Genomic DNA, 15,611 nt, shown 5'->3' on the forward strand with positions numbered 1-15,611 from the left:
ATAAAATAAGTATAGTAATTTACTGAATCATGACAAGAAGAACATTCGAATACCATGATTTAAGAGTATTTTGCACCTTATCTAACGTTTGAATTCCCAGCAGTACGTAATGCCTCTTCTGCAGTCGGCGCCGAGTCTTGGGTATCAAAAAAAGTATGTTTTAAAGAGGAAAGCATCCGCGTTGATTGGAGACGTGTTGCAACGGATCGCGCATAGGAGGCATCAGGAGTGAGGTGATGAGTTTTTGAACTATAAGGGGTCATCACACTCAATGCCGCCTGATTATTGTGATTCTTTGCGATCTCGTAAGCGGTTTCTCCGTTGAGGTTTGTGAGCTCGATTTCGGCTCCAGCGTCTAAAAGCAACTTAAATAATGCAGGATTTTTTTGTGTGTATGATGATTGACATGCCAGCATTAATGGTGTCATTTCTTCGGAGTCCTTGATATTCACCTTAATATTACTATCCCGAAGCAACAGTTGAACCACGCTTTCATTTCCATACTCGCAGGAAACACCAAGAGGCGAGCTCCCATTATCACAAGGACTGTTGATATCAATTTTTGGAATATTTTTTAGTTGATTCATAATATGCGAGCGATTGCAGGCCGCAGCATAAAAGAATGCATGTTTTAATTCAGATTGGCTAATTACAGGAAATGTATTATGTAATCTCAGTATTTTCGAAACCGTGTTCCTGTCATCATTTTGAACTCCAATGGCCAGTGCACCATAACCGCGACAATTGCTGATTTGAGCGTTCCTTAAATTGATGGGGTACAACGCATCAAGAGACTTTATTTGCTGGGTTAAATTTCGTTGGCCAGGTTTGGCAATAAAGGAACAATGAAATACTAATTGTTTACTGGTCTCAAAAAGAGATTGATATAATACGGGACAAAGTTCTTCACTTGTTAAAAGTTGATAAGGATAATCCTCACTTTGTTCATATAAGTGGTTGATATCCATGAATAACCATTCATTGTTTTTATACTTTTTAAAACCTACAGTGTGTTCTTCGCTACTACAGACTATTACGACATCATTTTTAGTGAAGAGGAGTTCGTTGAGCTGATATAAAAATTGGGTTACATCTCGAGGAGATGCAAAACTCATTGTTTTGCCAAATAAGTTTTTAACTGTATTTTTAGTTCTGCAGAGATGAAGTTGGATCATTTTGTAGATTGCATCGATATTCGATTGTTGGAGTGCCTGAGCATAGAACTCATAGTAATCATTAGGGGACTGAGCCAGGCATATGGCCTCCAAAAAAGGCCTTATTTCATTCCGTTTTTGTTCTTTTTCAGATAGAGTTTGACTTAATTTTATTTTTTCAGTGATGGCGTATAGGCTATTGGGTAAGGTCTGCTTTTCTCGTTTAATCAGATTTAGGCGATTATAAAATTGATAGTCAAAACCCAATGCTGCTTCTTGAGCCCAGGTTAAGGTAAAACCATGGCACACACCGTCATCGTGTTCATAATTAAATTTATCAAAAAGAGTCAACAAATCTTCGTGTTCTAAAGTATTACCTTGGGATGTATAAGAGGATAAAGTTGGGAGTACTCGATTAAATGCTATGAAATGCTTGTGCACCAGAATTAGTAGAAAGATTAAGATAAGCACGAAGAGAGCGTATATCATTTTACTAATTAGTTAATTCCTTTACCAAATCAAATCATAATCTGTAAATGAAAGCAACTTTATAAAAATAAGAAAATATGGACAAAATGGAACATGGAACTACACTTAATGTATCTAAAGTCTCCTGTTTGAATGGCAAAATAAATGATGGAGTTATTTCTCTCTATATGAGGAAAAACTCCAAATAAGTAAAGTATCACGGAGGATATAATGAGAATTTGGCAATCAATTGTGGTTGGAATTGTACTGCTGCTTTCCTTAAGTCAGTCCAATGCGCAAACGAACATCACCCCACTTACGCCTACTAACAATATCACTAGTTTTCTTCAATTAGTGGCAGCGGTTGAGAGTGGTAATGATGTCCGCGCAATTATTCATTTTGATGACTGTGAAGTGACAGGCTCCGCACTTCAGGATCAAATAAGAAGAAAATTAGAAGGAGCTACAACTCGCTTTAATTTTACTCAGTTTTTTCATGGCAAAGTAAAGATTGAAGATCGCACTTTCGATACTGTCACTACGTCCATGAAAATTTTGATAGAGAGTTCTTCAGGGGAGTTCTTAACGCTTTCTGGTCGCTTAAGTGTTTTTGATGATAATACCGCGACACTGCACGTGGATTTCTTCGACCCAATTCTGCATAAGCAAAAATTAGTTGTCGATTGGTTTTGCGCTATAAGTAATGGAGAAGACAATAATGGCTTGGTGTTATTTAATTTCTCTTAGCCATGAAAAAGTCGGAGGTATCCTCTTCATTCATTTCCTACGCCCCGCGGTTTGTCCCTAAGCGATCCACGCGAAATCTTAAACCCCCACATACCGTGCTTTATGCGCGGTATCCAGAACAACGGTCTATCCTAATCAGAACCTTCTGTGCTGCAATAACATCTTTTGGATACCTCGCATAAAGCGCGGCAAGTAGGGAGTTAAATAGATTCCATTGAATGACCCAATTTTTTTATAAAAAAATTATTTGTTAATCAATCCTTAAGCTTAATTGTTTTACACTGATGAAAAGGCAAGAGGAGATTAACATGTCAAACAAAAAACTCACTGAACGTTTGAACTATGAGCTTGATGAACTAGGTGTTCCAGCCTTAATGACAGAACGAGTTCAAGTATGTTCTAAATTATTTGAATTACCTAAATATAAAATAGAAGCGCTGTTATATGGTGTGGTTGCTCTAGATGCTCCCTCTATGCATAAAATTGCTGATGAGCTTGAAGTTAGTTTTGATTGGCTATTCGGTCAAGCAAAAGAAAAAGCACGACACTAATTACAAAAATCCCGTATTACAAAACATAATACGGGATTTTATTTCACCTTTCTCAACATTCTTTTAAACAATTTGCTGTCTGAGCGAACAGGACAGTTCCGGTTTGACCGATAGGTTTTGTCATACTAATCTGTAATTATCTACTTGATCCAAGGTATACCATGACACGGAATCGTTCCTTTAGTAGAGCATTTTACTCTAGCAATGAATCATTCGTTCGTTCTAGAGTATCTCGAAGTAAATTGGTTCTAATTGTTTTTATCGGACTATTGTTATCATATACCACCATAGCGAGGGCTTTGAATGTAGAACTGAGTGAGACAAGTCCGGCATCACCTGCAGTATTACATCAAGACGAAGCGCTGTATGTTCTTATTCATTATCAAAGTGAGCAGCCATTACGTTTCCAGGCTATAGGAACATATCTTGGAAAGGAGATAAAGGATAATATTCATATGAATCCCTCCCAAGCCTACTCTGTAGGTGAGGGGCAAGCTATTGCTTGGGTATCTTATACTAAGGGGGCAAAAATCGATTCCGTAATGGTCACGGTTTATAATGCCAATTGGCAGCCTTTGGAAACCCAATCCATTTCACTTTCAGCAGTCTGGCAGGAGGATAACAGTACTTTATCGAATCCCAAGGCTCCTTGGGTCAATGAGCTGAATCAGCAACAGCAAGCCAGTGTGAGACCCACAGAATCTCTTTCAACTTGGGATATTCTCTTTGTACAATTACTTTTTTTTTCGATACCCATATACTGGATTTTACAGATAAGATTGTTATGGACATGGTCTGGTAGAAGGAGAACGTATGCTTGCATTCCTTTATTAATTAGCCTTCCTTTGCTTGCTTATACTGTTTTTGCGCTCTTCCTGGGTTCGAATCTTTGGCCATTAATGATGCTTTTTATTACCCCAGTGGCTTTATTAATGTTGATAATCATTTGGGTTATAAAAAAATGAGGTCAAAGAGTTGACCGCAGTACCGCTTTCTTATTCAAACTATATTTTTGTTCAAATATGGGAAAGATGCTTAATGTTTTCGTTTTTCTTAACAAACTAAATATTCGTTAATCAGTTCTTAATCAATCGTATTTTATAATGATAAAAAGTGAATGAGTGTAAGAAGCTTCCTTGCTAGGTCAATTATACGCTCATAGTGTTTTATGAAAGAACAAAAAATGGCTTATAATTAGAAAATTAAGAGGTATGTTTTTTATATTTCTATTCGTTGAGTGAGTAAGTATTAGCTTTTAGTGGTACTCCAAGCAAAGAGGAGAAAATAAATGGCTCTTTCTAAACATGAAATTGAACAATTAGATGATGCTCTTATAAAAATGCAACTGCCAAAGGGAGCCTCGCGATTTTTTGAATCATCCTTCTCATCTGTCATGAACAAACTAAAGGATGAGATTATAAAGGGAGATAATCGGGAAAAAAGAGGGGATCAATATGCAGAGCTTATAATAGAGTTTGAGCTAGCCAAGAAAAAATTTGAGGATGCTGCAAAATCAATAAGAGAAGGAGGTTTTAAAGAAAAAAAGGATGCTGCAAAATCAATAAAAGAAGGAGGTTTTAAAGAAAAAAAGGAGGAATTTGAAAAATCAACAATGCAGTACTATGCCGCTTTAAAAGTTTTTAGTGAGTGCCACCTGGGCATACACAACCAATCAATATCAATGGTAAACTTAGAAAAAGAACATAAAACACTTGCAGGCAATATCACTTCATATAAAAACACATTAGAGGAGGTCGCGTTAGCTATAGCCGATCATCAATTAAGAGATATTGAGGAAGGAGAAGAGGTACGGCTTGAAGAAGTGATTCCCCATGTAAAAAAGGTATACGAACAAGCATATCATGATGAACATAAATCATTTTGGCGTTGGATTAAGATAAATGTATTGAGACAGAGCGATAGAGTTCAAGAAATTGATTTTTTAAATTCCATATCTCAACACCCAGATTGTAATGAATTTATTAGGTTACAAGCGGCACGTTTAGTGCATGATAAGATTATTGCAACTGAAAGATTTGGTAAAAACAGCAAGCTTGCTCAACAACTAGGTGAAGTTACTGAAAAAGGACACGTTTCTTTTGATGAAAATAGCCCTACAAAGCTAGTTACATTTCTGTATGACAATCATCTGGATGATAAAATTCCAGATAGTTTAAAGGAATATTTAAAGCAAAACCGAGAAAAATATGATATAGCTCCCAATGAATATATAACTCATACATCTCTTGTTTAATCTTTAACAAGAGATATCTATTAACCAAGGTGAAGCGGATTTTCAAGGACTCAGTGGGGCTCAATACTGTGACCTGCATGTCTATAATATAATAAGGATGTGCTGATAGAGGTCATCATGAGAGCCCGAGTGTTATTTGAATCGAAAAAATTAGATGAAATAGAGGCTATTTCACCGGATGCGAGGCACGTTAGTGCATATGCTGTATTGTTAAGAGATTTAGTTCATCAACTCGAGAACTATTTTGTTAAAAATGAAAAAACTTTAAAGTCATATACGCTGCAATTCTTTGAACCTCAATCAAAAATATTTAATATAGATAAAAAGTCTTTAAGTGTGATCCTTGAACATTTGGCAGGAGTGATGGATCAACACATAGTATCGTTTATTGAACATGACTTAAAACAATATCGGGAACAAGAATATGGAATTCCTGTAGATGCTGATTATAAAACGATAAACAAACTCATGAGGGAAATCGCATTAAATCGTCGGACGGAAAAAAAACCAATGACAGAAAACGAGGAAAATGCGTATTTTGATGCCTTTTTGAGAGATGAACTTAAAAAATATTATGCACAGCGCAAAGATTTTGCTGAATATTTTGCTCATTATCCTCAAATGGAACAATCGCTTCGTCAAATTCAGCAAGATGCGATACGAAATATCGAGAAAATGCTTCAACGTATTGAACATGATTTCCCAGTACTAGAAAAAGGTTTTTTAAGTACGATGAACGAGCCAAAACTAGTTGGTATTACACCAAGCGGTAGCGATATGCATAAGCAAGGCCAACAAGTTTATTTTTTGACATTTAGAGACAAGGATGAAAAAGAACTTAAAATTGTTTATAAGCCAACCTCTGTTCAAGCCGATGCTATGCTCGTCGGTGATGTGAACAGTCTAAAAAAATTAGATGCAAGTTATGAAGGACATGAGAGTTTAGCAGAAATATTTAATAGGCGTGCATTAGAAACTATCCCAACTTATTTAATCTTACCAAGAACTGACGATCCCGCCTCAAAATCTGTTACTCAGCACTATGGTTATATTGAATTTTTACCCTCACAATCGCATTTGGACCATGATATGGCAACAAAAGTAGGGCGGGCTAAGTTTAGCGAAGCATTATCTTTAGCTGCTCAAGATGAGAATTCTTCTTGTATTTTGAGGACAGAAAAGGAAGCTCAACAATTTTCATACATCATGGGAATGACTGTTCTATTAGTTCAGTCTGTTTCTGGCTCTGATTTTCATCATGAAAATTTGATTATTTCTCGAAAAAAACCCACCATTATTGATGCAGAGTGTATTTTTAATCCGCTTGTAACTCCGACATTTTCGGGTTGTTCTTTTCTTTTTCAGCCACTACAAGGCCCTTTAACAGGAGCAATCTCTCCATTTTCAATGAACTGCGAGACCTATTATTATCATAGTGATATTAATAATAAAGTTGAAGGAGCGCGCGAGTTTACGGCAAAAAATCGTGCGTATTATTATGATGCGGATACACAACAATTAACTTCCTATGCTGTAAATCAAGAATCTTTTATGGCCGGTTATCGGCATGGTTTAAATGTTATTACCGAAGATAATGATTTTTTAAAATGGTTTGATCAAGACAAAGTGAGAGAGATGTGTATACGTGTTATTCCTTTTGCAACCCAAGATTTTGGAAGACAAAATATTGAATATTGTAGCCAAAACTTTTCTTATGAATCATTTAAGGAATATGCTGAGAAGAAGTTAAAAGTAGGTTTACAGACCTATCAAGATGATTTAAGTCAGTATGAGAAAATTCAATCTCAAAAAAAAGATAAGGGAGATAGGGAAGAAAAATGTGAAGATAAGATATCAAGATATTTGCCAGTAATGCCTTTACCTAAGGCAGTTATCTATGCTGGTGAGAATAATTATAACCAAGAGCTATTAAACGAAGCGGCCTCTGCTTCAATTCCTTATTATTGTACACGTGCTGATGATCGGCAACTTTATGACTTTAATGGTAAACCAATTTTTATTCCGTTAAATTTCTTTATGGCGAGAGAGGAAGTGTTCAATCAAGAGTATGGTGACGGTACCAGCATCGATCCAAATGCTTTTTTTATGAAATCACCATTAGATTTGGCACGAGAAAGAGCAACTGCAATCGTAAGTAATCCGGAGCTAAGAGAGTTAATGTGTGAAGATGCCCAAAATAATCTGGCTTTATTGCATGCTGGTTTAGAATATCACATCCAATTAGAAGCAGAATATGTAGTTTCGATGACTGTACAACCACAAGTAACTGTGAAAAACTTTTAGTAGGAGGATAATAAATCCTACTGTTAATTTTTAAAAATATTAGCGGAACTGCCCATTTACCTTAATTCTTTTAAGTAAAACCGCCATTGTATAAAAAATACCTAGAATTTAAAATGAATTATCCTGGATTCATAGTCATTTAAACGGACTTAAAACTAGTTTTCATTAAGTATTTTTTCAATAAAAAACCATTGCTTTGAACTGCTAATAATAAAGGAATATGAAATGTCAGAAAAAATAAAAGGAACAGTAAAGTGGTTTAATGAACGCAAAGGTTTTGGATTTATTCAAAGCAATGATCAGGAGTTTTTTGTACATTTTAGTTCCATTCAAGGAGATGGTTTTAAAACACTTCAAGAAGGTGATGCGGTTGTCTTTAAACAAGGTAAAGGACAGAAAGGTCTTTTAGCGGAGGAAGTGCAAGTGGTTTAGTTTATCTATGGCACCTTTATTTTTTTCTTGATAGGCTAAACGTTGTAAAATTAGATAAGTTAATGAAAAACCCACCATTGAAATTCCGCGGGCCATCGTCCGCGGAGCTTCTTGTAAAATCCACATTAATTTTTGTTAAATTGAAACAAAATACATGTATTATCACTGAACTTGCGCTTATGCTTCAATTTCTTCTGGCAAATCAGCATCAACTTTTGCTGAGAATTCGTTTTTCATTGCGTATTTTTTCAAAAGATAAACCACGATTCCATCGATTTGATTGTCTATTTCTTCAAACGTTTCTTTATTTTTACTATCCATAATGACTCCATTCTTTAGGTTACTTCGATGTATTAATCAAGATACAGCGCAACTAAGCTATTATGAAACATTGATACTATACTGGCACATCAGTAAGTCTGTTTGATTATCAAATAAAAATCGATTGAAAATCATTCTAGCGTATTCATTTTCCGGAATAAAGTGTTATTGAATTTCTTAAGCAGCAATTGTTGCCATTTTAAGTTCTATCTACTATTTTTAACATCATTGATCGTACTTATAAAATTAAGGAAAACAGGTATGCGTTGCAAATTGTGAGAAGGGGGCTTGATGTAGAAATGAGCAAGGGTCAACGTGACCGAAGTCCCACTCCTCAGGAGATGCAATTTTATGGTTAGTAGTTTATCTTAAATTTTTGCAACGTTTGTTTTCATATACATCCCTGCTTCAAAATGACCTGGGATATTGCAAGAAAAAACCACTTCATGTTTTGAGCTAGATTGAAACTTCCAAGTCAGTTTTTTGGTTTCGCCTGGGTTAATGGTAATTGTATTTCCATCTTCATGAACCATTCCTGGCATGGCACGCATCATTTTCTGGTGTTCTTTTTGTTCCTCTTCATCCCCTATGGAAAACTCATGGGCGACTTTTCCCGTATTTGTCACTTCAAATGTGATAATCTCACCCTCACGAGGTTCAGGTTTTTCTGAAAACGTAAAGCGCATATCATCTGAAGCCGTTACCTTTATGATTTTGGTTTTTTTTGTTGCCGCCACAGGCTTTCCTATAGAACTTGTTTCATGATGAGTATGTGCATATGCGTTGATATAAATTCCGGTAAGAAGACTCGCCAACGTAATGTTTTTTGCTAATGCTGTTATCATATTTAAGATCCTATATTAATCAATAAATGTCGAATTAAATCCGTTGTGATGATTTAAAGTTGACAGTGTATCATTATGAGGCAATAACGGCATCCCATTTACACAACAAGAAAGCTACTTGGGTAAAGTAAAAACAAACCAGGCCCCTGTTCCATTATGATTTCGTATCGAAAGTTTTCCTTCATGGGCTTCTATGAGATTCTTGCAAATATTAAGACCCAAACCGGTTCCTTGTTTTTTTGTGGTAAAGTAGGAGTTGAAAATTTTACCTATGTGTTCCGGAATTACCCCTTTACCATTATCACGAAAATGAACTTCAACATGCTCTTCTTCATTTTTGGTTTGAATGGTGAGTTCTGGGGTATGATTTGGAATTTCTTGCATTGCTTCAATACTGTTTCGAGTTAAGTTAATAATGATTTGCATTATTTGAATTTTATCCATATTTATCTGAGGCAGATCTTGGTCCAATTCTAAATTGATTTTTAATTTTGAATTAGTTAGTTCATAATCTAAAAAAATGATTGTGTCTTTAATTAGTGAATTCAAATCGGTTAACTCGAGTAAATACACATCTTGATAAATAAAACTTTTCAATCGTTTCATTATCTCACCAGCATGTTTTGCTTGTGTAATAATTTTATTCATTAAGGATAATAAATTAGGATCTAATTGATTTTCTTCAACAAGTTTTTTTATTTGCAAAAGACATGTTTGACTGTATAAAAAAATCGCCGTCAGAGGTTGATTCATTTCATGTGCTAAGGCCGATGCCATTCCCTCCATCGTATTTAATCGAATAGAGTCCACTAATTTTGCTTGTTCCTTCATTTTTAATTTTTTTTGTAAATAAAACTCGGTTAAATCTTTAATTAGCAAAATAATTTCAGTATTTTGGGTAGTGTGGTTGTGGATGGGATTAAAATTTATTTCAAAACAAAAATTAGCTTCAGGTATCCCACAAGGGTTTTCAATTAAAATACTGGTTCCTATTCCTAAAAGCGCTTGATGGCACGCTTGAGTAAACTGCTGTTTATATTCTGTGAAAGCAGAAATAAGCGTTAAGAAATTCATTCCCCGTTCGATTCTTAGGGCAAAAATTTTAGAAAAATAGTTAATAAAAGATGGGGTGACTACTTTAAAATTAAATTCACTGTTTAAAGTAGCTATAGAGTCCGAAACATTTTGCAATAAATTGGTAATGGTCTCAATTGATTGATTTAATTGAACTTGCTGTGACTCTAATTGACGTATATATGTTATATCTCTAAGAAGCAAAAGAATTAACTTATCTTTGGTAAAGAAACATTCGATATTGATATATCTTCGGTTCCCTCCTTTTTGTAATAATTCTACTTCACAAACTTGTTTCACATTTTTTTTGATTAGGCTTTGGACACATTTTTTTAATGTATTTTCGTGAAAAGGATTAATAAAATTTAAGATATTCTGATTTATTAATTGCTTACGGGTGTATTCGAGTAAAAGAGCGCCTTGAAAATTTACAGCATGAATAAGAAAGTTCTCATCGATAGTAAAAAAAGCTGAGGAATTGAAATCATAAAATTCCATAAATTGATTTTTTAATTCATCTATTTCTGTATGGAGGGAGCTTATTTCTTGTTCTTTTTCATTTAACTTATTTCTTTTGAATAGCAGGCGGTCTTGTAAGTGTTTAATTTCTTTTTGAATTTGGGACGACGACTCTTCAATAACCGTTGAATCCATTATAGTTTCCTTTAAAGTCGGATTAAAAAATTCTTCTATTTCCTAGAACACGCGTTCTTAAAAATCCTAAGCTAGTAAGGGAATTCAAATGAATTTGAATTCCACCGATATCTATCTATTTATCTATTTACCCATTTTAAAAAGAACTAATACATAATCCAATAATTTTTGAATTGCTATTTTGCAAGAGAATCATTATCAATCCCTAGCATCCCTTCATAGTAGGTAATTTGTTTGGTGCTAAATTCCTCTAAAAAATGTTTCAATTTATCTTTATCTAACTTTAATTTTGATTTGAAAATATTTTGGGCCAGGATGTTTTCTTTATGTTCATTAAATTTGTTTTTTAAAGTGCTCATTAGCTAAAAGGATCTTAAACTGTTTATCTAAAACCAGGGCGGGAAATGGAGGCGTACTAATGATGTGACCTTCCATTTCTTTAGTAATTTGAAATTCTTTCTCGATTTTTATTTACAGGAATTTTAGAATAACGACTTATTATTTGATCTAATCGACAAATCGAATGAACATGCATTACTATAAGTATTGCTGCAGGAAATTCAGCAGGGAAAGGAGCAATTAAGCTTTGTAAAGCTTGGATCCCGCCAGCAGAACAACCGATTAAAATAGCATAACTTTTATACAATCTGTGCTCCTCCTAAGATGATCCACTATATTTCAAATTTGCTGATTCAAATATAGGGTAAACCTTAGCTCATCGAATGAATTACATAATATTTTTTTTCTTATCAATGTTATATTTTTAAATTGAAAAGCAATTTTGTAACTTATTAAATAACGTGCTTAATTGTTTGATTTAAAATTTTTCCGTTCCTACCTACTCTATAAACTAAATATGGCGACTTATTTCGATGTCTATAAAAAATGGAACAAGTCGCATATGCGCACAAAGAGTAAAATCTTTGAATTACAAGATTTTTTTTAGGGCATGAAATAAATCATTAAGTTCAAAAGGTTTGGGTAAAAAAGTTTCATACGGCATTTTTTCCATTTGTTCCAAATTAGTTTTAGCGGAGGTTATAATTGTTGGGATATTTTTTAGCCGCGGAGATATCTTTTTTTTCTCTCGAAATTCAAAGCCATCGAGAACAGGCATCATAAGATCTAAAAAAATAGCCATCGGCAGAGGATCCTTATCAAGCAGATTTAATGCTTCTTCACCATTTTGAACAGTCATAGTTATGTATCCTGCATATTCTAAAGCCCAAACTAAAGCTTCTTGGACCGCGCAGTTGTCTTCAACCAATAAAATGAATTGCTCTTTTTTTTCTAATTGCATGGATTATAGTAGTAAAGTTAAAAAAATGTGTTGCCGCAGCAATACCTTTAATAAATTAGGTTTGAAGTAAATTATATTCTACTGCAATTGACATATAACTTAGTTCCTCACTTATAGGAGTGCAAAAAAAAATCAATTGAGCTATGTTTTATGTAGGCGAATCGATGATTCTAGCATACATCAGGTTAATTTTTATAAGCTCAGCTAAAGACTTTGATTCCATTTTTCTCATAACATTCGCACGATGGACTTCGACTGTTGATATAGATATATTAAGTTCATAAGCAATCTGTTTATTTAATTTGCCTTCAACAACTAAATCCATAACCTCTTTTTCACGTTTGGTTAAACTATTTATGCGATCGTGAAAATTAGACTGCGATGGAATGGTACTGCTTTTAATTTTTTTAAGACATTTTTGCGTTGTTTCCAATAAACTCTGATGGTTGACCGGTTTTAGAATGAAGTCTTCAGCTCCTGCTTTCATAGCCCGTATTGCCATTGAAATATCACCATAACCCGTGATTACAATCACTGGAAGTGGAGCATTTAATGAGTTCAAATGCTCCAATAATTCTAAACCGCTCATTATTGGCATTCGCACATCGATGATTAAACACCCGGGTTGATTCGTATAATTATCAAGAAAATCCTTAGCATTTTTAAAAGTTTGAACTGAAAGATTAATCGATTCAAATAACCATTGAAATGATTGGCATATCTCAGGATCATCATCAACAATAAAAACAGTTACATTTTTAGAAGGCATATCCATTACCCTTAGTGAGAATTAATTGAAAACAACTTGCATCCATAAACAATTCAGCAAGTAGGTTATCATTATCTTTATTAAGTAAGGTACGACAATAAATTAGTTCGCTTTCAACATCTTCTTCTCTTATTAAAAAATTACTTTTTATTATAATTTTCGCTGCATTTTTTTCTTTATGAGTTTGAATCTCTAATTTTGCTTCAGGAATCTTATTTTTTTCTATGGTATTAATACATTGTTTCAATAAACGAAATAAAACCTGTTTGACCTGAAATTGATTGATATGGAAATCGGAAAAATTTTTTTGGAAGTTCAGGGTTAATTTTATATTGTGTTGTTCTATTTCATAGGAATAAAGAGAAATAATCTCTGTGATAATATTTTGAAGATCAATAGAGTCTTCCAATAATCGTTCTTGCGTTGAAAGCTCTTTCATGAATTCAATTTTACTTTTTAATAACTCAGTATGTTCATTAATTTTTTGCAAGACCCCGAGCATTTGTTTTGGATGTAGGTCATTTTTTTGTAGTCTGAGTTCACAACCGCCAAGATAGGCTTTAATTGCTGTTAATGGTTGATTTAAATCGTGGATCAGGTTTAAAAGCTCTTTCATTTGTGAATTTTTTTGAATTGGTATTTTCATTTTAACTCCCAACAAATATACATTAAATCAAGATAGCTTGATTATCTTGTTTCGATGTGTTGGGAAAACCTAGTTCTTAATCATTTCTTACACAAAGAACGATCATAGTAATCGATGTGATCTTTATAGTTTATTCTGGATAACCCCTAGTGAGATCCATGGCAACGGTTGGATATGAGCGATAACAGGTTTGAAAAGAGGGTCTTTTTAGTGTTTGTGCCTATGATGAATATCTGGAAAATGAGGATGGGAATGATATAAAGGCTTATGTTTATGCCAATGAGTATGAGGTACGCCGGGTGGATCGGTAGGTTGATGTTCATGTTGGTGATGTTCATCGTGAACATGACGATGTTCATGCTCCATTTCTTCATGTTGATGTCCATGAGCGTGAAACTCTGAAACGTGTAACCAAATACCATATCCCATAAAGAGAGACGCAAGAATAAGCTGAATGCTTACTGCTTCGTTTAGAAAGAGAATTGCAAATACTGCTCCAACGAACGGTGCCAGGGAAAAATAAGCCCCTGTTCGCGCAGTACCTATGTAACGTAAGCCTAGGATGAAGAATAATAAACTTAACCCATAACCTAGAAAACCCACTATTCCTGCAAAGAATACAAACACCGATGCAGGAAGAATGGCTCCATAGATCAGAGCAATAGACGTATTAGTCAATCCTGCAACAAGGCATTTAATTATTGCGATTTGCAGAGGATTTGCCGCAGAAATTTTTCGTGTAAAGTTATTATCCATTGCCCAACACAAACAGGCAGCAGCGATCAGTAACGGACCTGAAAAGCTTTGATAATTTAAATTCCCTTTCCAGGACAACATGAAACTTCCAACAACAATCGACAGCATACCTAAAGCGATTTTGCGGTCAACGTGCTCTTTAAAAGCAAACCATGCAATTAAGGCGGTAAATACCGATTCAAGATTTAATAGCAATGAGGCCGATGCAGCAGGAAGTCTCATTAAGCCGATCATCAAAAAAATCGGGCCAAGAATACCCCCAAGGAATACAGCGCTACAAAGCCAAGGTACATCACTATATTTCAGCGATGCCTCTTTTGTTGCTGATTTTGATAAGCAGGATTGAATAAAAAATATAAAGAATAACCCAATAGCAGACCCGAGATAGAGTAATCCCGCTAACAACAATGGATGAATTTTATCTAATAAAAATTTAGCCGCTGGTGTCGCGGCGCCAAATAATACGGCAGAAAGAATGGCATACCAGTATCCTGGATTGGTATTCGTTTTATTGTTCATAATACTAATAATAGCTTATGGTACTTAGCCAATTTTTGTTTCTTAGATTATCTAGGTATCGATATTCCTTTCATTCAAATCCTAATAAAATGCAATGATCTAAAAAGTTTGTGTTTATTGAATCAGTTATAGCAATTAAATGGTATAAAACCAGAGTAAATCAGGTTACACTGAAACAGTATTATGGAATGGAATAATTAAAGGTAAGGGATGCCAGTGGCTATTGGATTACTTGGGGAGGGCAGTTTGAGCAATTGCAATCTGCATCACAACGCTTAGAGCTTGTGGTACCCCGTTACCTTATTAGGTATCTTTTTATTATTATTCATGAGTTTTGGAAATGTTCGTGATGCACTCTTAGTTTTTTCAGGTATTCCTCTTGCGCTCACTGGGGGCGTATTTGCACTATGTATACGAGGGATTCCCTTATCTATTTCTGCCGGGGTGGGGTTTATTGCTTTATCTGGGTGGCTGTTTTAAATGGTCTTGTGATGATTACTTTTATCAATAAGTTGCGGGAGCAGAAAAAGTACTATTTAAAGGATGCAGTATTGGAGGGTTCTTTGGCAAGACTTAGGTCCGTATTAATGACCGCACTGGTTGCCTCCTTGGGGTTTGTACCTATTGCTTTGGCAACGGGCACCGGTTCAGAAGTACAAAGACCTTTAGCAACCGTAGTCATTGGCGGAATTATTTCTTCTACTTTTTTAACACTACTGGTTTTGCCGGGTTTGTATTATGTGTTTCATCAACGCCATAAAAAGAACAAATGAGTTTCACTAGTAAAAGTTCCAGGTCCTTTTTAGCCTGAATTGTG

Annotated in this window: 16 protein-coding genes and 1 pseudogene; 7 read left to right on the plus strand and 10 right to left on the minus strand. The window is 34.7% G+C overall.

The annotated features are described in order from the left end of the window. Positions 1-77: 77 nt before the first annotated feature. On the minus strand, positions 78-1,643 hold the full coding sequence (gene ankG / locus ACWTEW_RS20810; protein ID WP_454780420.1) for a Dot/Icm T4SS effector AnkG/AnkZ/LegA7: 1,566 nt from the start codon (positions 1,641-1,643) through the stop codon (positions 78-80). 210 nt (positions 1,644-1,853) lie between these two features. Between ankG and ACWTEW_RS20815 the strand changes: the two genes are divergently transcribed. The 6 genes from ACWTEW_RS20815 to ACWTEW_RS20840 all read left to right on the plus strand — a co-directional run bounded on the left by ACWTEW_RS20815 (position 1,854) and on the right by ACWTEW_RS20840 (position 7,910). After that, positions 1,854-2,369, plus strand: a complete 516-nt coding sequence (locus ACWTEW_RS20815; RefSeq protein ID WP_454780421.1) for a hypothetical protein — start codon at positions 1,854-1,856, stop codon at positions 2,367-2,369. Between the two features lie 308 nt (positions 2,370-2,677). Beyond that, positions 2,678-2,920, plus strand: a complete 243-nt coding sequence (locus ACWTEW_RS20820) for a hypothetical protein (protein WP_454780422.1) — start codon at positions 2,678-2,680, stop codon at positions 2,918-2,920. Positions 2,921-3,081: 161 nt separating this feature from the next. Next, positions 3,082-3,885 (plus strand): hypothetical protein, encoded by an 804-nt coding sequence (locus ACWTEW_RS20825; RefSeq protein ID WP_454780423.1) that lies wholly within the window; start codon positions 3,082-3,084, stop codon positions 3,883-3,885. A gap of 323 nt (positions 3,886-4,208) precedes the next feature. Continuing rightward, positions 4,209-5,174 carry a hypothetical protein gene (locus ACWTEW_RS20830; RefSeq protein ID WP_454780424.1) on the plus strand — a complete coding sequence of 322 codons (966 nt, stop codon included), beginning with the start codon at positions 4,209-4,211 and terminating at the stop codon, positions 5,172-5,174. A 117-nt stretch (positions 5,175-5,291) separates the two neighbouring features. Continuing rightward, positions 5,292-7,478: a DUF4135 domain-containing protein gene (locus tag ACWTEW_RS20835; protein WP_454780425.1), complete on the plus strand. Its 2,187-nt coding sequence runs from the start codon at positions 5,292-5,294 to the stop codon at positions 7,476-7,478. A 225-nt stretch (positions 7,479-7,703) separates the two neighbouring features. After that, positions 7,704-7,910 carry a cold-shock protein gene (locus ACWTEW_RS20840; RefSeq protein ID WP_454780426.1) on the plus strand — a complete coding sequence of 69 codons (207 nt, stop codon included), beginning with the start codon at positions 7,704-7,706 and terminating at the stop codon, positions 7,908-7,910. Between the two features lie 177 nt (positions 7,911-8,087). On the opposite strand, the gene ACWTEW_RS20845 is transcribed toward ACWTEW_RS20840, so the two are convergent. The 9 genes from ACWTEW_RS20845 to ACWTEW_RS20885 form a co-directional block, all read right to left on the minus strand. Then, entirely contained in the window at positions 8,088-8,231 is a 144-nt protein-coding gene (locus tag ACWTEW_RS20845; protein WP_454780427.1) for a hypothetical protein, read from the minus strand. Positions 8,232-8,599: 368 nt separating this feature from the next. After that, positions 8,600-9,076 (minus strand): cupredoxin domain-containing protein, encoded by a 477-nt coding sequence (locus ACWTEW_RS20850; RefSeq protein WP_454780428.1) that lies wholly within the window; start codon positions 9,074-9,076, stop codon positions 8,600-8,602. Positions 9,077-9,190: 114 nt separating this feature from the next. Then, positions 9,191-10,804, minus strand: coding sequence for a PAS domain-containing sensor histidine kinase (locus tag ACWTEW_RS20855; RefSeq protein ID WP_454780429.1), 1,614 nt, complete (start codon positions 10,802-10,804; stop codon positions 9,191-9,193). A 176-nt stretch (positions 10,805-10,980) separates the two neighbouring features. Then, entirely contained in the window at positions 10,981-11,163 is a 183-nt protein-coding gene (locus ACWTEW_RS20860; RefSeq protein WP_454780430.1) for a hypothetical protein, read from the minus strand. Between the two features lie 80 nt (positions 11,164-11,243). Next, on the minus strand, positions 11,244-11,450 hold the full coding sequence (locus ACWTEW_RS20865) for a chemotaxis protein CheB (RefSeq protein ID WP_454780431.1): 207 nt from the start codon (positions 11,448-11,450) through the stop codon (positions 11,244-11,246). Between the two features lie 282 nt (positions 11,451-11,732). After that, the gene (locus ACWTEW_RS20870; protein WP_454780432.1) at positions 11,733-12,104 is read right to left on the minus strand and encodes a response regulator; all 372 of its coding nucleotides are present in this window, start codon (positions 12,102-12,104) and stop codon (positions 11,733-11,735) included. A 148-nt stretch (positions 12,105-12,252) separates the two neighbouring features. Then, complete coding sequence (locus tag ACWTEW_RS20875) at positions 12,253-12,873, minus strand: response regulator transcription factor (protein ID WP_454780433.1); 621 nt, start codon at positions 12,871-12,873, stop codon at positions 12,253-12,255. Continuing rightward, positions 12,863-13,519 carry a sensor histidine kinase gene (locus ACWTEW_RS20880; RefSeq protein ID WP_454780434.1) on the minus strand — a complete coding sequence of 219 codons (657 nt, stop codon included), beginning with the start codon at positions 13,517-13,519 and terminating at the stop codon, positions 12,863-12,865. The genes ACWTEW_RS20875 and ACWTEW_RS20880 overlap by 11 nt, the downstream gene beginning before the upstream one ends. A gap of 207 nt (positions 13,520-13,726) precedes the next feature. Continuing rightward, positions 13,727-14,794, minus strand: a complete 1,068-nt coding sequence (locus ACWTEW_RS20885) for a DMT family transporter (RefSeq protein ID WP_454780435.1) — start codon at positions 14,792-14,794, stop codon at positions 13,727-13,729. A gap of 327 nt (positions 14,795-15,121) precedes the next feature. On the opposite strand from ACWTEW_RS20885, the pseudogene ACWTEW_RS20890 reads away from it, so the two are divergent. Next, positions 15,122-15,567, plus strand: a pseudogene (locus ACWTEW_RS20890) (efflux RND transporter permease subunit). Positions 15,568-15,611 lie beyond the last annotated feature (44 nt).

The sequence above is a fragment of the Legionella stuttgartensis genome, from assembly GCF_977063405.2.